This window comes from Acidobacteriota bacterium, from assembly GCA_035471785.1.
In the GTDB taxonomy this organism is placed as follows: domain Bacteria; phylum Acidobacteriota; class UBA6911; order RPQK01; family DATIPO01; genus JANQFM01.
This window is the reverse complement of the sequence record DATIPQ010000129.1, coordinates 1-21614: the sequence shown is the minus strand read 5'-3', so window position 1 is coordinate 21614 and position 21614 is coordinate 1. Positions and strand designations below refer to the sequence as shown.

Annotated in this window: 13 protein-coding genes; 9 read left to right on the top strand and 4 right to left on the bottom strand. The window is 64.0% G+C overall.

The features are described 5' to 3' along the window. Nucleotides 1-178: 178 nt before the first annotated feature. Nucleotides 179-2611 (bottom strand): ABC transporter permease, encoded by a 2433-nt coding sequence (locus VLU25_18270; protein ID HSR69880.1) that lies wholly within the window; start codon nt 2609-2611, stop codon nt 179-181. Nucleotides 2612-2802: 191 nt separating this feature from the next. Here VLU25_18270 and ggt point away from each other — a divergent pair, with 191 nt between their 5' ends. Then, nucleotides 2803-4497 carry a gamma-glutamyltransferase gene (gene ggt, locus VLU25_18265; GenBank protein ID HSR69879.1) on the top strand — a complete coding sequence of 565 codons (1695 nt, stop codon included), beginning with the start codon at nt 2803-2805 and terminating at the stop codon, nt 4495-4497. Between the two features lie 945 nt (nt 4498-5442). Next, nucleotides 5443-6576 carry a slipin family protein gene (locus VLU25_18260; GenBank protein HSR69878.1) on the top strand — a complete coding sequence of 378 codons (1134 nt, stop codon included), beginning with the start codon at nt 5443-5445 and terminating at the stop codon, nt 6574-6576. 828 nt (nt 6577-7404) lie between these two features. Here VLU25_18260 and VLU25_18255 read toward each other — a convergent pair. Next, nucleotides 7405-8655: a hypothetical protein gene (locus tag VLU25_18255; protein HSR69877.1), complete on the bottom strand. Its 1251-nt coding sequence runs from the start codon at nt 8653-8655 to the stop codon at nt 7405-7407. 69 nt (nt 8656-8724) lie between these two features. Between VLU25_18255 and VLU25_18250 the strand changes: the two genes are divergently transcribed. Together VLU25_18250 and VLU25_18245 are read left to right on the top strand one after the other, a co-directional pair. Beyond that, nucleotides 8725-8913, top strand: a complete 189-nt coding sequence (locus tag VLU25_18250; GenBank protein HSR69876.1) for a type II secretion system protein GspG — start codon at nt 8725-8727, stop codon at nt 8911-8913. Nucleotides 8914-9047: 134 nt separating this feature from the next. After that, nucleotides 9048-10136, top strand: coding sequence for a hypothetical protein (locus VLU25_18245; protein ID HSR69875.1), 1089 nt, complete (start codon nt 9048-9050; stop codon nt 10134-10136). A gap of 80 nt (nt 10137-10216) precedes the next feature. Here the strand turns inward: VLU25_18245 and VLU25_18240 are convergent, their stop codons facing one another. Further along, nucleotides 10217-12448: an immunoglobulin-like domain-containing protein gene (locus tag VLU25_18240; protein ID HSR69874.1), complete on the bottom strand. Its 2232-nt coding sequence runs from the start codon at nt 12446-12448 to the stop codon at nt 10217-10219. 279 nt (nt 12449-12727) lie between these two features. Between VLU25_18240 and VLU25_18235 the strand changes: the two genes are divergently transcribed. The 5 genes from VLU25_18235 to VLU25_18215 all read left to right on the top strand — a co-directional run bounded on the left by VLU25_18235 (nt 12728) and on the right by VLU25_18215 (nt 20268). After that, entirely contained in the window at nt 12728-14059 is a 1332-nt protein-coding gene (locus tag VLU25_18235) for a PQQ-binding-like beta-propeller repeat protein (GenBank protein HSR69873.1), read from the top strand. Nucleotides 14060-14326: 267 nt separating this feature from the next. Continuing rightward, entirely contained in the window at nt 14327-17053 is a 2727-nt protein-coding gene (locus tag VLU25_18230) for an ADOP family duplicated permease (GenBank protein ID HSR69872.1), read from the top strand. Nucleotides 17054-17128: 75 nt separating this feature from the next. After that, complete coding sequence (locus VLU25_18225; GenBank protein ID HSR69871.1) at nt 17129-18349, top strand: glycosyltransferase family 9 protein; 1221 nt, start codon at nt 17129-17131, stop codon at nt 18347-18349. Beyond that, entirely contained in the window at nt 18346-19656 is a 1311-nt protein-coding gene (locus VLU25_18220) for a glycosyltransferase family 39 protein (GenBank protein HSR69870.1), read from the top strand. Before VLU25_18225 ends, VLU25_18220 begins: the two co-directional genes overlap by 4 nt. A gap of 234 nt (nt 19657-19890) precedes the next feature. Continuing rightward, nucleotides 19891-20268 (top strand): DUF6632 domain-containing protein, encoded by a 378-nt coding sequence (locus tag VLU25_18215; GenBank protein ID HSR69869.1) that lies wholly within the window; start codon nt 19891-19893, stop codon nt 20266-20268. A gap of 265 nt (nt 20269-20533) precedes the next feature. Here VLU25_18215 and VLU25_18210 read toward each other — a convergent pair whose 3' ends face one another. Continuing rightward, nucleotides 20534-21010, bottom strand: a complete 477-nt coding sequence (locus tag VLU25_18210; protein ID HSR69868.1) for a cupin domain-containing protein — start codon at nt 21008-21010, stop codon at nt 20534-20536. Nucleotides 21011-21614 lie beyond the last annotated feature (604 nt).

Below are 21614 nucleotides of genomic sequence, written 5' to 3'. Positions count from 1 at the left end.
CTGATCCTCAACTTCGGCTGCCCCGACAACCTGGAAATCAAGCACGTCCGGGCGCGGCATGAGTAGGAGGAGTGCCCTCGCGGTTAAAGTGCGCGAAGCCGCCAGCGAGCGGACCGTCTGCTTGCCCGATCCGCGAGAATGCAAGGTGGCTCGAAACATCTGACGCACTGCCCTAGTCCTAGTCCGCCGAGAGGGCCTGGGCGGGGTCGATTCGGGTGGCGCGGCGGGCGGGGGTGTAGCAGGGCAGCAGGGTCAGGAGCAGGACCATTGAGGCAACCGCGGCCAGGGTGAGAGGGTCGTTGGGCGAAACGCCGAAGAGCAGCGAGGATAGGAGGCGCGAAAGCGCCAACGAAGCCGCTAGTCCCAGCAGCAAGCCAAGGGCGGCCAAGGTCAATCCCTGGCGCAGAATCAGGCCGCGGATATGGGACGGGCGCCCTCCCAGAGCGATGCGCACGCCGATCTCGCGGGTGCGCTGGGAGACGAAGGCCGAGATGACGCCGAAAATACCCACAGCAGCCAGCACCAGCCCCAGCCCGGCGAAAGCCCCCAACAGCAGCATGGGATAGCGGTTGGGATCGAGCGTCCTTTCCACCTGCCGGCTGAGCGTCCGCACGTTGTAGATGGGCTGCTGCGCGTCCAGCGAGCTCACCACCGCGCGTATGTCCCGGGCCATGAAACCGGGCGGAAGGCCCCCCTCCGCCACCAGGACCATGGAAAGAGGGCCGCCGGTCTGAGCGTAGGGCAGGTAGACCTGGTTGGGAATCTCCCCGGCCAGCGTCTTGCTGTGCACTGAGGCCACCACGCCCACAACCTCTCTCCAGGGCCCTTGCTGGCTTCCGCCAAGCCGCTTGCCGATCGGGTTCTCGTCGGGCCAATAGGTCTCCGCCAGCCGCTGGTTGACGATGACGACGGGGGCGCTGGAAGCGTCATCCCGGGCCGTAAACTCGCGTCCCTGCAGCAGGCTGATGCCCAGTGTCTTGAAGAGTCCCGGCGTGACGACTTTGAACTCGCCTCCGGGCTGCTTGCGTCCAGGAGCGGGCGGCTGGCCTTGCACGTAGAAGGTGCCGGTGCCGGGCCTGGGATCGAGCGGCAACTGATCGATAGCGGCCGCCTCGTCGATGCCCGGACGTGCCCGCAATTTCTCCAGCGCCTGATCGAAGAAGGCCTGGCGCTGAGCCTGCTCGGCATACTTGGCGCGCGGCAGCGAGACCTCGGCACTCACTCGTCCCGTGACGGAGAAACCCGGATCAACCCGCAGCAGCGAGACGAAGCTGCGCAGCAGCAACCCTGCACCCGTCAGCAGAACGACGGCCAGCGCCACCTCGCCCACCACCAGCAGCCGGCGCAAGGCCAGTCCGGCACCAGTGCCTCCGCGTCCTGACTGATACAGGGTTCGGGAAAGGTCGCTGCCCGAGGCCTTCCAGGCCGGCGCCAGGGCCGTCAACAACCCGGTCAGCAAGGACAATCCCAGTGCGGTTGCCAGGGTCGGCAGGTTGAGTCCGGCGTTGGCCAGCAGCGGAAAACTGTCTGGTGCTCCAGCCGTCAGCAGGCGCAACAATCCGGCCGCCAACACCAGCCCGGCGCCTCCTCCCAAAGTCGAGAGAAGCAGCGACTCGCCCAGCAACTGCCGCAGCAGGCGCAGAGGACGCGCCCCCAGGGCCGTCCTTACCGCCACTTCGCGGCTGCGCAGGGCCGACTGAGCCAGTTGCAGATTAGCCACGTTGACGCAGGCGATGAGCAGCAGGCAGGCGACCGCCGCCAGCAGCACCGAGAGGGGGGCGCGCAAAGAGGCCACGTAACGCTCGCGAAAGGGCACCACCGCGCTTCCCCAGTCCACCCGGCGCAAGAAATCGGCCCTCGAGGGGACGGTGGCGATGACGTTGGCCGCAATGGCGTCCATCTCCGCCTCGACTTGCTGCAGAGAGACGCCCTCGCCCATGCGTCCCACGACCTGCATGAACTCGTTGCCGCGCGCCGAGTCCTGCTTCTGGGCGTCGGAGAAAGCGGCCGGGCAATACAGGTCAACCTGCGAAGAGGGCAAATCGAATCCTTCCGGCATCACGCCCAGGATGGTGTAGTTGCGCCCGTCCAACTGCAGGCTGCTTCCCACGGCATCGCGGCGTCCGGCGAACTGCCGATTCCAGAATCCGTAGCTGAGCACCAGCACGTCGTCCTTGCCGGGTACGTCGTGGGAGGCCTGGAAAGTGCGTCCCACCAGCGGACTCATGCCCAGCACTTCGAAGTAGCTGGCGGTGACCCGAGCGGCCTTGACGCGCACCGGGTCGCCTTGTCCGGTGAGATTGAGGTCGCGCGTCCACATCGCAGCCAGGCTCTGCAGCGTACGGCTGGCCTCGACGCGGTCGAGATAGTCGGGGACGGCATTGGACGTGCGATTGCCTTCGTACTCGTTGTAGATCCACAGCAGGCGCTCTGACTGGGGATAGGGCAGAGGATGCAGCAGGATGCCATGGAACACGCTGAACACCGCCGTGGTACCGCCGATGCCCAGCGCCAGGGTCAGGACCGTGAGCAAGGCGAACGACCTTCGCCGCCTGAACTGCCTGAGACTAAAGCGAAAATCCTGGACCCAGCCTTGCAGCAATCCTGACATGAGGCTTCCTCCGGCGACTCTCCCCGGCTAGGCGGAGCGACGATTGAGAGAGGACGGCGGCTTCTCCATCCCGAGGAGACGCGATCCCATTTAAAATACGCCTTCCTTTGACCTTGGAAGGCCGGGCTTGGTTGTGAGGAGGGATCCGGATTGGTGCGGGACGCCCCGCCTGAGTTAGACTGCCGGGACCGATGAAAAGAGACTCCACCTTCTCGAACCTGAGCCTGTTCGTGTTGCTTTCGGCCCTCTTGGCAGGGTGCGCCTCGTCCTCGCCGCCTCCTCCCGACAGCGGTGAGACGGAATGGGCGGCGGCCCCCTTGGTCAGGGCCGAAAAAGGGATCGTCAGCAGCGCTCATCCTTTGGCCACCGAAGCCGGACTGCAAGTCCTGAAGGAGGGCGGCAACGCCTTCGACGCGGCGGTGGCCATCGCCGCGGCCCTCAACGTGGTCGAGCCCATGATGTCGGGCATCGGAGGCTACGGAACGATTCTGGTCTACGACGCCGAAACCGACCGCATCCGCTTTCTCAACAGCAGCGGACGCATCCCCCGGGCCGTCGACTCGGACGTTTTCCGGGCACCCACGCCCGGTTACGAAGAAAACCGCCGCGGACCCAAGGCCGTCTCCACTCCCTGCAACGTCCGGGCCTGGGAGGGAATGTGGAAGGAATACGGCCGAATCGAGTGGCACAAGCTTTTCCAGCCCGCCGTCCGCCTGGCTGAAGAGGGATTCGCCATCAGTGCCAGGACGGCCTTTTTCATCGACTTGGCCTACGACGATTTCCCTCCTCACGCCCAGCAGTTCTATGGCCGCCAGGGGTCGCCTCTCAAGGAGGGGCAAGAACTCATCCAGCGCGACCTGGCCGCAACTTTGAGCAACATTGCCCGAAACGGCGCCGACGCTTTCCACGGCGGAGAAACGGCCCAAGCCATCGACGCCGCCATGCGCCAAAGCGGCGGATTCCTGTCCCGGCAGGACCTGGCCGAGTGCCAAGCGGAATGGTGGCAGCCCATCCACATCGAGTACCGGGGGCACAGCGTCTACACCGCTTCCCCGCCTTCGACGGCTTTTCCATCCTTGATCAGGCTGGGAATCATGAGCCGCTTCCAGCCGGCTGCGCCCGGCAGCGCTCAACAACTGCACCGTTTTGCCGAAGCCACCAAGATGGCCTTCCATGACCGTCTGGCCCACGCCGGCGATCCCGAGATCTCGCCGCCGCCCTTGGAAAGACTGCTGTCGTCCGACTACTGGCAGCAGAGGGCCGATCAAATCGACCCTGAAAAGGCCCGCCCCTTCGCTCCGCCGGGACCGCCAGGACAGAGCCGGGACAACACCACGCATTTCGTGGTGGCGGACGGAGAAGGCAACATCGTCAGCGCCACTCAAACGCTCGGCAACCTCTTCGGCAGCCGCATCATGCCCGAGGGGACGGGAGTGTGGCTCAACAATTCCCTGGCCTACTGCACCTTCGAGCCCAAGGGCAACCCCATGGACGCTCATGCCGGCCATCACAAGCTGTCGGGCGACTGCCCCACCATCATCCTGCGCGATGGACGTCCCTGGGCAGCCCTGGGAACTCCCGGCGGACACACCATCGGACAGACGGTTCCCCAGATGGTCATGAACCTCATCGACTACCGGATGGACATGGCCGAGGCTATCTCCGCCCCGCGCCTGAGCTTCATCGAGCCGCAATTCATCGCCATCGAAGCGGGATTCGGCCAGGATGTGCTCGACACCTTGCAAGGCTACGGCCATCAACTGCGCCCCGACGCACGCCTGGGAAACGCTCACGGTCTCACCATCACCTACGACGAGCAGGGACGCCCCGACGGCTTCACCGCCGCCTCCGACCCCCGCGGCTCAGGCCTGGCCAAAGGCTATTGATTTAAAAAAGTTCTTGACAGTGTTGAATCCGCTTTGCTAGGATCACGGCTCTTTTCGTGAAGACGAGGATTGAACCGATGTTGAAGAACCAAACCAGATCTGGAGCACAAGCCAACCGGGACTACGGTCGCCGGCCGGGCCTCAGTCTGGGTGGGGAATTTGATCCTCACATCGGCAAGAAGCTATCCGTCTTCATGAATCCACTCGCCTGACGCGAGTCGAATCAGCTTTTCAAGCCCCGAAGACGGCAGGTCTTCGGGGCTTTTTTTATGCCTTGAAGTTTTCCCCGGATGTCTGGCCGACGGCGTTCCCTTCCCTCTGGCGATGGGGCGTACCGTAACGGTTTCAAAAAAGGCGTCCGCTTCGTCGATAGCTCAGTGGTTAGAGCAACTGGCTTGGGACCAGTCGGTCGCGGGTTCGAATCCCGCTCGAATACTTCGAATGAACCGAAGCACAGGCAGCCGGGGGCGCATGAGAACCGCAGCTTCCAGCCCCAGGCGGACACCGCTACCTCCCCCGGCGGACCGCCTGACGGCACTGTGGAGGAGGCCTTGCAGGCCAAGGGATACCGCCGTTTCCCGGGCCGCCGCGGGCGGATGCGAGAGGGCTTTCAAAGTCCGGCAACGGCTGGACGGCGAAGGCTCTTGAGCTTCGCTCCAAAGCGGCAAGCGAGGCGGCTCAACTTGGCCTCCGCCGCCGAAACAGGGCGGTTTGCGGGACTGGGCGCTCCCGGTTGTCGAAGCCTAACTGGCAGCGAGCAGCCTCATACCGCCGACAGCAATTGGGCTTTCACCGCGGTCGCTGGCACTTGACGCGTGTGTGAACTTGTTGGCCCACCTGGCGGCCCTAGCCACTCGGACGGAGAAACGGTTTGCCCCGGACGGCCCCCGAAGCGTCCGCCGGCATTTGCCTCGATCAGTCCTTCGGGAGAAAGGAGCAGCAGCCATGACGTGGCTGAAGGCACGAATCCGAATTCGTCAACATGAAATGGGGCTGCGGTTCCGCTACGGCAACTTCGACCGGCTCTTGAAGCCGGGCGCGTACTGGAACTTCGGCGCCTTGCTGGGCATCAGCCGAATCGAGGTGGTCAACCGCCTGCAAACGCGCTTCCAGCATGAACTCCTGGATCTCATCGCCCGCCATGAGGGCGTTGAGGAGGATCTGTTGGTGGTCCGCCTGGCCGAGCGCGAGCGCGCTTTGCTGTGGAACGAGGGCCGCCTGATGTCGATCCTGGGACGGGGCTTGCACGCCTTCTGGCGGCAGCCCTACGAACTGAAGGTCGAGACCTTTCAGGTGGATGACTTCTGGTTCCGTCACCCCAAGCTGGAATCGATCGTTGCCGCTCCCGGAAGCGATGCCTTCCTGGGCAGCATCCAGGTCGAATCCAACCAGCGGGGTCTGGTCTTCCGCGACGGACGTTTGCTGGAGCCGCTGGAAGCGGGTCTGCACGTCTACTGGAAGCAGACCGGACGCGTCCGCAGCGAGGTGGTCGACCTGCGCGAGCAGGTGGCCGAAGTTGCGGGACAGGAGATCATGACGTCCGACAAGGTCACTTTGCGCGTCAACCTGGTGGTCGCCTACCAGGTCACCGACCCCCTCAAGGCCGCCACCGTAGTCAGCGACTACCGCGAGGCTCTCTACCGGGAGGCTCAGTTGGCGCTGCGTGCGGCCGTGGGTACGCGCAAGATCGACGCCTTGCTGGCCGACAAGGAGTCGGTGGGCGGGGAAGTCCGCAAGGCCCTGTCGCGCCGGGCCGAGTCTTTCGGCGTGGCGGTGCGCACGGTGGGTCTGCGCGACATCATCCTGCCGGGCGAAATGAAGACCATCCTCAACCAGGTCATCGAGGCCCAGAAGCAGGCCGAGGCCAACCTGGTGCGGCGCCGTGAGGAAACCGCGGCTGCCCGCAGCCAGGCCAACACGGCCAAGCTGCTGTCCTCGAACCCGTTGCTGGTGCGCATGAAGGAACTGGAGAGCCTGCAGGAGATCCTGGCAGGCGCCAAGACCACCTTCATCCTCGGCAAGGGCGACCTTTCCGGGCAGATTCAATCTCTGCTCCGAACGTCCGAAAAGGACGACTAAGCGAGCGGGGGGCGTCGGCAACCGTCGCTCCCCGCCCGCCGCCCTCCCGATACAGGCAATGCCTCAACACAGCCACATGGGAAGGCCCCCGAGCGCTGCCCAGGCGATGCCTCCAGCCCACGCCCGTCATCAGGACCAGCTAGGGCCACTAGGTGGCCAGCAAGTTCACAAACGAATCAAGTTTCAGTGACCGCGGTGAAGGCCCAAGTGCTCTCGGCGGTATGAGGCTGCTCGCTACCCATAGCCAGTTCCAGGCCCGGTGGAAGCTGCATCCCCGCGGCCTTTCAGATGTCTCCAGCCCACACCGTCGTCAAGACCGGCTAGCCAGTGCCCGGCCGGGTGGGAGGCGCATCCTTGCGGCGATACCCGCCATTGTTCCCGCCAGCCGCAGAGCTGATTGCTGTGCGACTCCCTCCGCTAATTGTCTCCGCTAGTGCAGTGCGTCAGACGTTTTGAGCCACCCTGTCGCGTTATTCCACGCTTTCAGCGTTCAGACCCTTGCCGTCTGAAACCCAGGGTGGCGCCGCCGTCTCGCTGGCGCTCGCCGCGGCTGACCCTGGGCTGGCGAATCGCTCGCCTTCAGCGAGCCCGGACTTGACTTTCAACAGAGTCGCTGGGGCTGGCGAATCGCTCGCCTTCAGCCAGCCCGGACTTGACTTCTAACACAGTCGCTGGGGCCGGCGAATCGCTCGCCTCCAGCGAGCCCGGACTTGACTTCTAACACAGTCGCCGGGGCCGAATCGCTCGCCTTCAGCGAGCCCGGACTTGACTTTCAACACAGTCGCTGGGCTGGCGAATGACATCTTCTCGCCAACCCATCCTGATGTCCTACTGCTCGGCGGACACCTCCAAGTTGCGGGTGGCCAGGACTTCGCGCTTGCGCACGTAGCGAATCTGGTATTGGCCGGGCTCGCTTGGGGCGAAGAGGGTGGCCGGGTTGCCGGCGCTGCTCAAGGCCCGGCTCTCGTAGGAGTTGGCCTCGGCGTCCGGCTTGGCGATGGCGATGAAGTCGCCCTGGTCGTCGGGCCCCGTCCAGGACACTTCGACGGTGGCGCCGGGCGCGGCCTTTTCGGGCGCATCCAGGCTGGCGCTGATGGGCTTGACCAGCAGCGGACGCGACGCCAGGGTGCGCTTGGACTGTGAGAGCACATAGCGGATCTCGTACTGGCCCGGAGTCTCGGGTCCGCGCACCGTGAGAGGATTCCCCCGGCGCGTGTAGGTGTACTGCCCCGAAGTGCCCTCGGGACTGCCCGATTCCACGATGGCGATGTAGTCGTTACGGTTGTCGGGGCCCGTCCAGGTCACTTCGACAGGTACCTCCACCATGCTCTCCTCAGGCGCGCTCAGGCTGGCCTCCACCGCCGTCACTTCGATGGGTATGCTGGCCAGCGTCCGCTTCGACTGCGCCATCACATAGCGCACTTCATAATCGCCCGGCGTTTCCGCGGCTCGGATTTCCAAGGGACTGCCTCTGCGGGTGTAGGTGTAGTCCTCATGTGCGCCTTCGTCGGCATCGGCGGGGACCACGGTGATGTAGTCGTTGTGATTGTCGGGACCCGTCCAGGTGACTTCGAAGGTGGCCCCTGCCCCCACCTGCTCAGGAGCCTCCAAGGTGGCCTCCACCGCCGTCACGGTCAAGGGCGCGCTGACCAGCGTTTCCTTGCTGGCGTTGGAGACGTAGCGGACTTCGTACTCGCCGGGAGTCTCGGAGACCCTCAACTCCAGCGGACTCCCCCGGCGGGTGTAGGTGTAGTCCTGATGAGTTCCTTGGGCGGCGCCCTTCTCGACCACCGTGATGTAGTCGTTCTTTTCATCCGGCCCCGTCCAGGACACCTGGATGGCCGATCCCGCCGGGGCTTCGGCCGGCGTTTCCAAGGTCGCCGTCTCGCCCTCGGTCTTGACCGTCTCGACCTCGGCGGGCGCCTCCGCCGGTGTCTCCGATGGGTCCTGCGACCCTTCCTGGCCGGACGTGGCAGCGTCGCCGCCCGCCTCGGCCTCCTCGGCCGGCTCGCCTCCTCCGCAGGCTGTCAGCAGCAAGACCGCCGCAATCAAAAGAAAAACAACACGAAGCTTAGTCATATTTCACCTTCCCTAGGATCTTTCAATTTTCCAGTGTCTCAGTGTACCGGCCCCAGACCCCATCCGGCAATGTCTCCCTTGCATCCAACTATTTACCGAGCCCCCGGTCGCTTCGGCGACTATGAGCTGATAAGTCCTGGCGCCGATGGCCAAGCCGGAGGAGCGGGCGACAATGCCGACATCGTCGCAGGCCAGCCTTTTCCCCACGGACCCCGCCTCCCAGGTCGTCCAGGTTCCTCAATTGGCGATGATGGATGAGGCCTCTGGCCGTCTCCCTGCTTCTCGGCCTGTTGTGGGTGAGGCCCGGTTCTCGCAGAAGCGCCGGACGTCCTGGCCGCTAGCTACATCCTGATTCGCGCGGCGGACGGTTTTGCGGCACAATGCGGACGCCCATGAAAAGCGACCTGCTGCGTGCCTACATCCTGCCGGGACTGGTTTTTCAGTCCGTCGTCATCGCCGGGGGCTACGGCACGGGACGGGAACTGGCCGAGTTCTTCCTCTTGCACGGGCCCATCGAGGGACTGCTGGGGATGCTGCTGATCTCCACCCTGCTGTGGTCGCTGGTGTGCGCCGCCACCTTCGAGTTCGCCCGCGCTTTCAAGGCCTACGACTACCGCCGCTTCTTCAAGCACCTGCTGGGGCGCGGCTGGATTCTCTTCGAGATCTGCTACCTGATCCTGCTCTTGCTGGTGCTTGCCGTGATCGCTTCGGCGGCCGGAAGCATCCTGCAGGAGACCTTCGGACTCCCCTATCTGGCCGGAGTGGCGGGAATCATGCTGGCGGTGGGCTTCCTGGTCTTCAAGGGCAGCTCGGCCATCGAAGGCTTTCTGTCGGTTTGGTCGCTGGTGCTCTACCTGATGTACGCGAGCTTCTTGGCAGCCTGCTTCTGGTATTTCGGCGACCACATCCGCCAGGCTTTTCAAACCACGCCCCAGGGGACGGAGTGGATCATCGGCGGGGTCAAATACGCGGCCTACAACCTGGGCGTGATTCCGGCGGTGCTGTTCGTGATCCGCCACCTCAAGACGCGCCGCCAGGCCATCGGGGCGGGATTGCTGGCCGGACCCATCGCCATGATGCCCGGACTGTTCTTCTACTTGGCCATGGCCTCCCAGTATCCCCAGGTGCTGCAGCGTCCCGTGCCGGCCAACGCCCTGCTGGAGGCGCTGGGATCGCCCCTCTTCCAGATCGCTTTTCAGGTGGTGCTCTTCGGAACCCTGATCGAGACCGGCAGCGGAATGATCCACGCCGTCAACGAACGGGTTTCAAACCTGATGCAGGAGCGGCGCCGGGAACTGCCCTCCTGGCAGCGCTTCGCCCTGGGAGTGGGCCTGCTGCTGATGGGCGCCATCATCGCCCAGTACGGCCTCATCGGACTCATCGCCCAGGGCTACGGAACCATCACCTGGGGCTTCCTGCTCATCTATGTCATCCCCATCCTCACCTGGGGCATGATCAAGCTACGGCGTATGCGGAGCTAGAGGGAACGGGAGGAAGCCCCCGCGCGGACTTTATCTCCGCGCGGGAGCCATGGGCTCGCTCGAAGGCAAACCCGTTGGGCTTACTGCTCTTCGTCCTGCAATTCTTCCCCTTGCAGAGGACTGACCGGGAGGGCCGTGAAGCTTCCCGGCTGGGATCCGAATTCCAGGACCACGGCCACGAATGAGCCGTCCTGGCTGCGGATCTCCAGTTCGCCCTGGAAGGAGGCCGGAACGGCGTCGCCGAAGATCTCATCGAGGAGCAGGGCCAGGCGTCCCCCGGCCGGCAGGGCCAGGGTGCTGGAACCTCCGGCAACCGGCTGTCCCTGGCTGTCGCGCAAGGTCAGCGAGAGGGTGATGCCGTGATCCTCGGTGTTCCGGATGGCAGCCCCGGTGTTGGACCCGGCCTGGCGGCGGACGCTGGCCAGGGCCTCGCTCATGGGCTGGCTGCCGGGAACCACGGCGGTTCCCAGTCCGGGTATGGTGAAGCGCACCACGCCGGCCACTGGCCCGTCGGATTGCACCGAAGCAGACCCGCTGCGGATCTGCCCGCCTTCAGGCGCCTCCAATTCGAAATGGCCCATCGGTGGAATGGAGAAGGAGACCGCGCTCCAATCCCCGGCGGCTTGCACCTGCTTCCCGTCGATGTGGGGCAAGGCCTGCCAGGGATGACCCTCGGCGTCCAGCAGGCGGATGAATCCGCTCACCGTACGCGTCTCGGAGGGATTGTGCAGGATCATCTGCGAGCTGAGGCCGTCCCCGGCGCCGAATTGAGCGAAGTCGAGGCGGTGATCCAGTGCAAAAGCCTGCAGGCTCTTGCCCGGTTTGACGACCTCCACGCTGCAGGTCTCGCTGGAGGCATTGCCGAAGCTGTCCTCGGCGCTGACCGTCCACTCGATGGTGTCTTTGACGCCGCCCGAGTCCTCGATTGTCAGCGTATCGCCCCCGAAGGACACCACGCAGGAGTTGGTCTTGTCGACCAGCTTGCCCGAGGGATTGGTCCAGAAGCAGTCGTAAGCCGTAATCTCGGCCGTGACGGTGCCTTCGCAGGCGTCCTCGGCAGTGGCCGTAAAGGAGATGGGAGCGTCCGGCGGAATGATGGTGGCCGGAGCGTTGCAGGAGATCACCGGCGGAGTGGTGTCCACAACGTGGACCGTGCGGGTCACCTGAGTAGCCGGGTTGCCGGCAGTATCGACCGCGTCGTAGGTGATGACGTAGGTGCCGGGCGTGGAGGTGTCGACCGTATCGCCGCCGACCATCACCGCCAATGCGCCTTCGCAGACGTCGTTGGCAGTGGCGCCCGGATCGCTGAAGCTGTCGATGTTGCATTCCAAAGTGATCTCGGCGTCGCCGTTGAGGGTGATGACGGGAGCCAAAGTGTCCGCCACCGTCACCGTGCGGGTCTGCTGCATGGCGGCGTTGCCCGAATCGTCCATGGCGTCATAGGTGATGACGTAGGCACCGGGGGTGGAGGTGTCGACCATGTCGCCTCCCACCATGACCGGAACGTCGTTGTCGCAGTTGTCCGAGGCCGAGAAACCCGGCTCGACAAAGGAGTCGACGTTGCATTCCAGCATCAGATCACCGCCCGTCAGCATAATCACGGGAGCCGTGTCATCGACGACCGTAACCGTAGCCGAGCACATGTCCGAAGCATCGCTGTCGTCGGTGACCGTCAAGGTCACGGGAGTGCCGCCCAGCGCAAAGGGGCCGGAGGGCGAGAGCGAAAGATCGATGGGATCGCCGTCAGGATCAGAAGAGCCGTTGTCGACCTCGGCCGCGCTAACGCTGGCCTGGCACATGGCGTCGGCCGACTTCATCACGTCCTGGCACACGGCCACAGGCGGGCTGTTGGGCTCGCTGAAGTAAACGATCAATTCGACGGCGTCGATATCGATGGTCGAATTGCCGGTCTGGGTCAGACGGAACCCTAAACTGCCCGTCTCGGCGGCGTTTCTGAGAGCGGCTTCGGAGATGCCCCACAGATTGCCGTCTCCGCCGGCGCTGGAAAATCCTGTAGCGGCGCAACCGACGCCGCCGCTGAAAAACATGGGCAAGGTCATGGCGGATCCAGCCAGGGAACCGCCCACTCGCAACTGAACCTCACGGTCCTGGCTGCTCGTGTACTTGACCCGTACTTCCACGCCGGTGACCGTTTCTCCGGCGGGGATGGTAAAGGCTGAAAAGACCCACTGGATCCAGGAGCCTCCTGGCTGATCGAAGGTGAGTCCGCAGGTGTCGTCCGGCGCCATCAGCGTGTTTTCGGGCATGAACCATTCCGGGCTGTTGTTGACCGTCTGGCCGACGGCGTTCATCGTCTGCGATCCGGCAAACACCGTCACTGGCACTAGACCCATGACTATGAAAAGCGTCATGAATGCAGTTACGCGACTAGTTGAGAGCATAGCTCCTCCTCAGGTATGAATTAATTTCGGGCAAATTAACCGGTCCAGTTTGCCTGAATTCAAGGTTTCAGGCAAGCTATTTCACACGTTTATCCTTGCCAAATACCAGTTAGGTTGAATATTTGGCGGGCGGGGGGGGTGATGGCACCGCAACGCAGACCGCCCGGCTGACATGCTATCGTTCTTGGCATGCTCGTGCGTACCTTCTTCCTGGCTCTTGCGTGGTTATCTCTTGGCACGGTTGCGGTTGCCGGCAACTGGCCCCACTGGCGTGGTCCTGACGGGTCAGGGGTTTCCCAGGAAACCGGCCTCCCGACATCGTGGAGCGCCGAGGAGAACATCGCCTGGAAGGCTCCGCTTAAGGGACGCGGCGTCTCTTCGCCGGTGGTGTGGGAGGATACGGTCTTCGTCACCTCGCAGTCAGGCCGGGGGGCCGTGCGTTCCGGCAACCATCCCACCCTCTCGCGAGGCTCGGAGGAGATGGAACGCGAGCTCAGCAGCGGGCAGATGGAGGCCCAAGGCGTGGTGTTCCTGGTGCAAGCCTTCGACACTTCTGACGGCAGTCTGCGCTGGGAATACTCGCTCGACGCCGCCACTCCATTGCCCGAGGTCCACAACAAGAACAACCTGGCCACGCCCAGCCCGGTCACCGACGGTTCCATGGTCTATGCCTGGTTCGGCACGGGCCAGATCGTGGCTCTCGACATGCAGGGCCGCGAGCAGTGGAAACGCAACCTGGCTCAGGACTATGCGCCCTTCCAGGTCAGTTGGGGACACGCCAGTTCGCCCACGCTCTACAAAGACACTCTCTTCCTGCTCTGCGACCACAGTTCCGAGTCCTACCTGCTGGCCCTCGACAAGCGGGACGGCAGCCAGAAGTGGAAGGTAGGACGGGAAAGCGAGCGCGGCTACAGCACGCCCATGGTGGTCTATCGCGAGCAGGGAGACGAGTTGATCGTCAACGGCAATCAGGGACTGAAGGCTTATGACCCGTCCAGCGGCGAACTGCTGTGGCATCTGCAAGGCGAGAACCGCTTTCCCGTGCCCTCTCCCTCCCAGGGCGACGGAATGATCTTCACCAGCCGCGGCTACCGCAGCGGACCCTACATGGCCATCGAGCCGGGAGGCCGCGGCAACATCGCCGACAGCCATCTCAAGTGGCGCAAGCCCACCGGCGCTCCTTATGTTTCTTCGGTCGTCTACTACCAGGGAATGATGTTTTTCGTCAACGACAGCGGCGTGGCTTCAGCCATCGACGGCGACACCGGCGAAACTCTCTGGAGAAGCAGGCTGGGCGGCGTCTTCAGCGCCTCTCCCGTGGCCGGAGACGGCAAGGTCTACCTCACCAACGAAGGGGGAGAAACCACCGTCCTGCGCAGCTCCAACCCGCCCGAAGTCCTCTCCCGCAACGAGTTGGGCGAGCGTTGCCTGGCCTCCCCCGCCATCGCCGGCGGCCGACTCTACCTCCGCACCGACCAACACCTGGTGGCCATCGGCTCTCCCCAGCCCCAAAGCCCTTAGGCACCACCGGCCAAAAGACCTGGAAGCCATAGCCGAACTAGAAGCCCTGCGCGACGATCCTCGTGAGGAAACTTGAAGGTCGGGCTTAGACTTCTTTGCGGTGTTGACGCCCATTCGGCTCCTGGCTCCACAGACGCACAAGCCTGAATCTTCACGTTTTGAGCCCATTCACCGCAAGTGTAAACACCTGGACCGGTAAACAGTTTCTTTGCCGCGACGTTGACATTTCGGGCGGCAGGGCCCTTTACTTGGGTGGACCTGACAACCATGAGAATCCGGCTTCGGCACGAGCGGCTGGCCAGTGAGATCGCCGGCAGCGGAATCAGCCAGAACGCCTGGGCGCGGCGGCTGGGACTGGGAAGAGGACACCTGTCTCTGCTGATGCGCGGAAAGCGGCCCTATCCTTCTCGATCCACACGGGCCAAGCTGCTGAGCGGACTGGGGTTGCCATTCGAGGAGTTGTTTGAAGTCGAGGGTTCGACGGCATCGGCGGCGAGGGGGCGCCGGGGAGGCCGCGTCAGCTCAGGGCATCGGACGCCGGTCAGACCAAACGGCAAAAGGAGGACAGCAACATTGAGCGGTGTGAAGGACGATCTCCGCTGGGCGATTCGCCTCATCAGGGCCAATCGAGGCCTGACGGGGGTGATGATCCTGGTGTTGGCGCTGGGCATCGGACCCAATCTGGCCGTCTTCGCGGTGGTCGACGAGGTTCTGCTCAAGGAACTTCCCTATTCTCAACCCGGCTCGCTGGCGGCCGTCGGACCACCCCTGCTGGAGATCTCCACCGTCGAACTTCTCGATTTGCGGCAGCGCAGTCGCTTGGCTCGCTCCATCGCGGGATGGCAGCCGCTGGAATGGGATCTCTCTCATCCTGGCGAACCGGAAGTCGTGCGGGGAGCGCGGGTGACTCCCAACTTGTTCGCCACACTAGGAGTCGAGACGTCCCTGGGTTCCGGCTTTGACCTTGACGGGGAGGAGCGCGCCGTCATTTCCGACCGGCTATGGAGAAACCGCTTTTCAAGCGATGTCCGGGCTCTGGGCAGAACCCTGACGATTGAAGGGCAGCCATATCCGATCAGCGGCGTGATGCCTCCGGGATTCGCCTTGCCCGACGATATCGAGAGCGGGCAACAGTCGGACGTGTGGCTGCCCATCGACATGCGTTCCGTCAGTCCGCGCAGCCGGGGATTCAAAGACCTGCTGGTGGTGGCCCGTCTCCAAGAGGGCGTCCCCTTGGCTTCCTTCCAGGCCGAGGTCGCAAGCATAGCGGAGGAGCTGAAGAAAGAGCACCCCGACTGGTATCCGCCCGACCAGGCCTTCGAGATTCCCATCGTCTCATTGCATGACAAGACGGTGGGCAGGACCCGTCCCGCCATGCGCCTTCTCTTGGCCGGCGTGGTATTGGTTCTGCTGATCGCCTGCGTCAATGCGGCCAATCTGCTCCTGATCCAGGCCCGGCGAAGTCAGCCTGGCTTGTCGTTGCGCCGCATTCTGGGCGCCAGCCGAGGACGCCTGGTGCGTCCGCTGCTCTTTCAGTGCCTGGCCGTCGCGCTGCTGGCTGGAGGACTGGGCATGGCCATGGCCGCAGGAGTGCTGGGCCTCATGCAATATTTGGCTCCCCAGGGGATTCCCCGCTTCGACGCCATCCAGGTCAGCGGACGAGTCTTCGCCTTCGGCTTCCTGCTCTCCCTGGCGGTCGGGCTCGTCTTCAGCGTCTTTCCGGCCCTCAGGATCTCTCGCTGGTTTGGAGACTTGTCCCTGCCGGCCGAGCGCGGACCGATGCGGGCTTTGGGCGGCCTGAGGATGCATCGGCGGACCATCCTGGCCGAGAGCGCCCTGGCCATGATCCTGTTGGTCGGCGCGGGACTGGTGGGCAAGAGCTTCTGGCTGCTGACTCAAGTCGAGACAGGATTCGAGTCTCGGGAGACGCTGACTTTCGAGATTTCTCTGCCCAGATCGCGCTATCCTGAAGCACACCGCGTCTCGGGCTTTCTCGAGGAGTTGCTGCAGCGGCTGCAGAGCCTTCCGGGCGTGGCCTCGGGCGCGGCGGTGCGCAAGCTGCCTTTGCAGCACTCGGTAGGACGCTGGGAGAGCAGCGTCGCCGACTCTTCCAGGAGCGGGGAAAGGATCCTTCCTCAATACCAGGTCGTCACGCCAGGCTACTTCAAGACGCTGGGCATCAGGCTGGCAGAGGGGCGCGAGTTCGCCGTCTCGGATGACGCCGGGGCGCCGCCGGTGCTGATCGTTAACCGCTCATTGGCGGAGGAGGCTTGGCCCGGCGCCAGCGCCCTGGGGAAGCGCCTTAAGATGGGCGGATCGAGCGGCTCTCCCTGGATGCGCGTGGTGGGGGTCGTCGATGATGTCCGCCACGCCGGACTCGACGTCCCGGCCGGCCCGCGCATGTACCTGCCGCACAGCCAGTACCCTTCCTCCTCGGTCATCGGAGGGCCCGTCCGCCGCATGACGGTGGTGCTGCGGGCCGAGGGCGCGGCGGATTCGCTGATCGGCCCCGCCAAGGCTGAACTCTGGCGCCTGGACCCGGCCCTGCCATTGCAGGGCGTCCGCAGCATGGATGAGGTGGTGAGGCGGTCTATCTCGCGTCCGCGCTTTTTGACTTCGCTGCTGACCATCTTCGGCATCACCGGGCTCTTGCTTTCCGCACTGGGCGTTTACAGCGTCATTCTGCTTTCGGCCACTCTTCGACGCCACGAATTCGGCGTGCGCATCGCGGTTGGCGCCCGGCCCTGGGACGTGCTGCGCCTGACCGCCCTGCAGGGACTCCTCCTGACGCTGGGCGGCGCCGCTATCGGACTCGTGGGCAGCCTCGTCCTGACCCGCTTTCTCTCCGGATTCCTCTTCGGCGTCTCCACCCTCGATTGGGGCGTGATGCTTACCGCAAGCTTGTTGCTGGCAGCGGTCGGACTGGCCGCTTCGGCCCTCCCGGCCCTCCGTTCCGCCCGCCTCGACCCCCTCTTTGTCCTCAGGAACGAATAACGACCTGGGCCATGAAGCCGAGTTCAGGGTCGCCAGGTATGGGCATTCTCGAGGACCCGTGCTAGGCTCGGTGGGATGAACCTCTCGGCGGCGCGGCGGCTGGATCGGTGGATCGGGATTCCGGCTTGCGCATTGCTCTCACTCTTTCATTGGCTGGCGCGCTTCGCCCCCCGGCGACGGTCGGATGACCTCGGCTCGATACTCCTGATCCAGATCTCTGAGATGGGAAGCGTGCTGCTCGCCTATCCCATGCTCTGCGAGATTCGGCGGCGCTATTCTGAATCCCGCGTCTCCATCCTGATCTTTGCCAAGAACCGGGACAGCCTGGAGCTGCTGGGGAGGATTGCTCCCGACAACATCATCCTGCTCGACGACCGCGGCGTACTCGGCTTTCTGCGCAGCGCGCTGTCCGCCGTCGTGAGCATGCGCCGCCTGGGCATCGACGCCGTCATCGACCTGGAGTTGTTCTCGCGCTCCAGCGCCATTCTCGCCGCCCTCAGCGGGGCCCGCATCCGGGCCGGATTTCACCGTCACAGCATGGAAGGGCTCTACCGGGGCAGCTTCTGGACCCATCCCGTCCTCTACAATCCCTACCAGCACATGAGCCGCAACTTCGCCAGCCTTGTGGAAGCCTTGCAGGGAGACTCCAACAGGCCCCTGGTGAAGTCGGGCTTCGAGGAGGCCAAGCCGATCTTGCCCTCCCCGCCCCAGGACGAAGCGAGGAAGGCCCGCATGGCTGATGTCCTGGCCCAGGCCTGCGGGCGCCTCGGCACCGAGTCGAAAATCGTGCTGCTCAATCCCAGCGGCGGCGCGCTGCCCATCCGCGCCTGGCCGCTGGAAAACTACATCGAACTGTCGCGGCGGTTGTTGCGGCTCAAGGAGATCGCCCTGGGGGTCATCGGGCTGCTAGAGGACGCACGTTTTTACTCTCGGATTGCCGAGGGCGTCGATTCGGCGCGGCTCTTTGACCTCACCGGCAAGACCAGCCACGTGCTCGACCTGGTTGAGTTGTTCGACCTCTGCGACGTGCTGGTGACCGCCGACGGAGGGCCCGCCCACTTCGCCTCCGTCTCCTCGATCCACAGCGTGATTTTCTTCGGCCCCGAGACTCCGGCCCTTTACGAACCCTTAGGCGGCAACCACACCTGCCTCTACGCCGGAATCGCCTGCAGTCCCTGCCTGACGGCTTACAACCACCGGCGGACTCCCTGCGACGGCGACAACGTGTGCGTGCAGCGCTTTTCGCCCGCCCAGGTAGAACAGATCGTGCTCGACAAGCTGGGAATGACGGCATGACAGCGGCCAGGGCACTGCTCTTTCTTGTCTTGGGCGCTTACCTGGCCGCCGGAATCGCCTTCAGCGTGGCTTTCCCGCTGGGCGAGGGACCGGACGAGCCGGCCCACTTCGCCTACGTGCAATACGTGGCGCGCCAGGGGACGCTTCCTGTCCTAAAGCCGGACTACCTCGACAACGAGTCCGTCGAAGCCTACCAGGCGCCGCTTTACTACCTCACGGGGGCCCTTCTGACCTTTCCCTGGATGGGAACCGATCCCGCCATTGAGCACGATCCGCCCACCGGCGAGAAGCGCCCCCTTTTCCGCCACGCCCCCGAGGCCGCCTTTCCCTGGACGGGCGGGACGCTGGCCTGGCATCTGCTCAGGTTCTTCTCCCTCGCCCTCGGCGCCCTCACGCTACTAGCCGCCCACCGCATCTTGGTGCGGTTTTTCGGCTCGCAATGGCTGGCAACGGCGGGGACAGCCCATCTGGCCCTCAATCCGCAGTTCATCTACATTCACAGCCTGGTCAGCAATGATTCCCTGGCCATCCTGGCGGGAACGTTGCTGGTGCTTTTCATCGTCCGTTCCGCTCAGGACCCAGCCGGCTTCAGTCCCTTCCTGGCCGGGCTCGTCCTGGCCTTGGCCCTCCTCAGCAAGGCCAGCGTCCCGCTGCTGGGCGGCGGGCTGGCCTACCTGCTTTGGAACCGCCGGGACCAACTGGCGCCCTCTTGGCCGCAGGCGCTGCGCAACTTTGCCAAGCTGGCCGCCGCGCCCTTACTCCTGACGGGATGGTGGCTGGCCAGGAACCTGTGGCTGTACGGCGATCTGACCGGCGCCTCCATGTCGATGCGGGTGGTCCCTGAAAATCACTACCCAGCGCCCCTGGGCCCGCTGGAATTCCTCAGCCTCTTGCCCGAACTCGTCCAGGCCACCTTCCGCACCAGTTGGGCCACCTTCGGCTGGATGGGATTCGAGCTGCCGCGCCGCATCTCCAACGCGCTGGCCATCATCCATCTGGCCGCCTGGGGCGCAGCGCTGGTCTTCATCCGACCGAAGACGCTGCGCCGCCCATCCGTCGTCGCCCTCGCCCTCTCGGCTCTGGGCCTGCTGGCCGGATACTGCTACTACAACACCTTCACCAACCAGGCCGGCTGGCAGGGCCGCCTGCTCTTCCCCGCCGCCTCCATCGCGGCCGTAGCCTTCCTGGCCGGCTGGCGCCGATTCTTCCCCGGCCGCGAGTCCTGGGCCGCGGCCACGCTGGTCGTGGCCCAACTGGCCCTGCTGATCTACGTCTACTTCACCATCATCCTCCCTGTCTTCGCTTGATCTCACAGGTGCCTCCGAACACGTCTCATCGAGCCTCTCCGGCACGTCGCATCAGCGTACTTTGAGCTCGGCCTCAGCGCTGACCTTGAAAATCGGGATGTCAACTCCATTCTTGAACGGCTAGCTAGACCGGCCTGGAACAGATCAAGCCTTGAAAATCAAACTTGAGGTAAAGGTCGGATGCGTGCAGGGGTGGCCAGGGGAGTATAGAATTGCGGCCAACGGGAGGTCCCTATGACAGCAGAGAAGTACCTGAGAACGGCCTTGATAGTGGTCGGCCTGGTTTTCATCGGCGGCATCTACGCATTAATGAACGTGTGGCCCGAGGGCTGGACTTGGGAGCCGCGGCAATACGAATACGAACAGATGATCATGGGAATCTATGCGGTTCTGGGCGTGTTTCTCCTCATCGCATCACGCAACCCTCTTGAACACAAGAGCCTCATCTGGTTCACCGTCTGGTCGAGCATCGTGCACGCCGCCATCATGGCCGTTCAAGCCCTGGTAGACCCCGCCGAGCGCCCCAACCTCTTCGGCGACGTCCCGGCCCTCTTCATCGTCGGCATCGTCCTGGCCGTCCTGACCCGCAAGGCGGACCAGCAAGCAGGATAATAAAGCCCTTCCCTCATTCGGGACGAAGTGCCTGCAAACGGGAGGTCCGCCGATTGGCTCGGGGAGACCTGAAGGTGTTCCTCAATAGTGCGGCGGGCAACTTTGGAAATCGACATCCCGCACCGCTGAGCCTCGCGCCGTAGCAGTTGACCAAGCTTGTCCGGAACCGAAATCGTTATGCGAGTCATAACTGCATAATACGGCGCTTGGATTCCCGGAGTCTGCCTTCAGGAGTCCAGCCCGGCCCTATACAAGCCTTGGTATTCTAAGAGCGCCGCTGGGCGCCGATCATGACGAAGGCCATCCAGCAGGGCTCGGAGCCGGTGTTGTTCCAGGCGTGGCGGGTGCCGTTTTGCACCACGCAGTCTCCTTGCTTGAGGGAGAGGGCGGCGCCGTCGTCGAGAACCAGGGAGATCTCGCCCGAGATGACCACCCCGTAGTCGACCGTATCGGTGGTGTGCATTCCCGGCGCGTCCTCTTCGAAGTTCCACTCGCCGGGCGCCTTTTCTTCCACCTCCTGCAGGACAGCCTGGGCGTCGAGCTCAGCCCCTTCCGTCGCTGGAGGGAACTTGACCAGGCGAAAGCGTGATCCGTTGAGTCCTGGCGTGAAGGAGGCCATCTCCAGCACGGGGTCTCCGTTCTCTCTCGGCACTTCAGGCGTCTCGTCAGTCGCCCATAACTCGACAAGCTCGACTCCCCCTGCGCTGTCGAAGCTGACGGCGCGGCTCGGAGGACCCTGCATCTCGAACACGGACTTGCCTTGCTCATCGTGCCCCGTGACGACCCTCGTAGGCTCAAGGGCCGCCGCAGGCCCTTCCGCCCCTGGCTCCTCAGGCGAAGACTGCTCCGCAGCTTGGCCGCAACCCGCAGCCACCGTAGCCCCGACAGCTCCTGTCCCTGCCGCGATCAAAAACCGTCTTCTGTCTTTGTTGTTTTCTCTTTCAGACATCCGAATCTCCTTCCCTGTTGAGGACCTTTTGGGGGGCATTCTTCCACAATCTGACGGGAAATGGCGAGCCAGTCAACTACGCACTAGCGCTGCCGGTCATAAGTTCTGAGCCAGGGCCCTCCGTTCTTGTCCCTGACAGGGACAGATTCGCCAGCCCAGGGTCAGCCGCGGCGAGCGCCAGCGAGACGGCGGCGCCACCCTGGGTTTCAGACCAAAAGGTCTGAACGCTGAAAGCGTGGGATAACGCGACAGGGTGGCTCAAAACTTCTGAGGCACTGCATTAGGGCCACTTGGTGGCCAACAAGTTCACACACGAATCAAGTTTCAGCGACCGCGCTGAAGGCCTAATCGCTCTCGGCGGTATGAGGCTGCTCGCTATCAATTGAGATGGCATCCA

Coding starts and splice junctions, on each gene's coding strand:
- VLU25_18270 (HSR69880.1), bottom strand. CDS start 2,611: ATGTCAGGATTGCTGCAAGGCTGGGTCCAGGATTTTCGCTTTAGTCTC.
- ggt (HSR69879.1), top strand. CDS start 2,803: ATGAAAAGAGACTCCACCTTCTCGAACCTGAGCCTGTTCGTGTTGCTT.
- VLU25_18260 (HSR69878.1), top strand. CDS start 5,443: ATGACGTGGCTGAAGGCACGAATCCGAATTCGTCAACATGAAATGGGG.
- VLU25_18255 (HSR69877.1), bottom strand. CDS start 8,655: ATGACTAAGCTTCGTGTTGTTTTTCTTTTGATTGCGGCGGTCTTGCTG.
- VLU25_18250 (HSR69876.1), top strand. CDS start 8,725: ATGTCTCCCTTGCATCCAACTATTTACCGAGCCCCCGGTCGCTTCGGC.
- VLU25_18245 (HSR69875.1), top strand. CDS start 9,048: ATGAAAAGCGACCTGCTGCGTGCCTACATCCTGCCGGGACTGGTTTTT.
- VLU25_18240 (HSR69874.1), bottom strand. CDS start 12,448: ATGAACGCCGTCGGCCAGACGGTCAACAACAGCCCGGAATGGTTCATG.
- VLU25_18235 (HSR69873.1), top strand. CDS start 12,728: ATGCTCGTGCGTACCTTCTTCCTGGCTCTTGCGTGGTTATCTCTTGGC.
- VLU25_18230 (HSR69872.1), top strand. CDS start 14,327: ATGAGAATCCGGCTTCGGCACGAGCGGCTGGCCAGTGAGATCGCCGGC.
- VLU25_18225 (HSR69871.1), top strand. CDS start 17,129: ATGAACCTCTCGGCGGCGCGGCGGCTGGATCGGTGGATCGGGATTCCG.
- VLU25_18220 (HSR69870.1), top strand. CDS start 18,346: ATGACAGCGGCCAGGGCACTGCTCTTTCTTGTCTTGGGCGCTTACCTG.
- VLU25_18215 (HSR69869.1), top strand. CDS start 19,891: ATGACAGCAGAGAAGTACCTGAGAACGGCCTTGATAGTGGTCGGCCTG.
- VLU25_18210 (HSR69868.1), bottom strand. CDS start 21,010: ATGCAGGGTCCTCCGAGCCGCGCCGTCAGCTTCGACAGCGCAGGGGGA.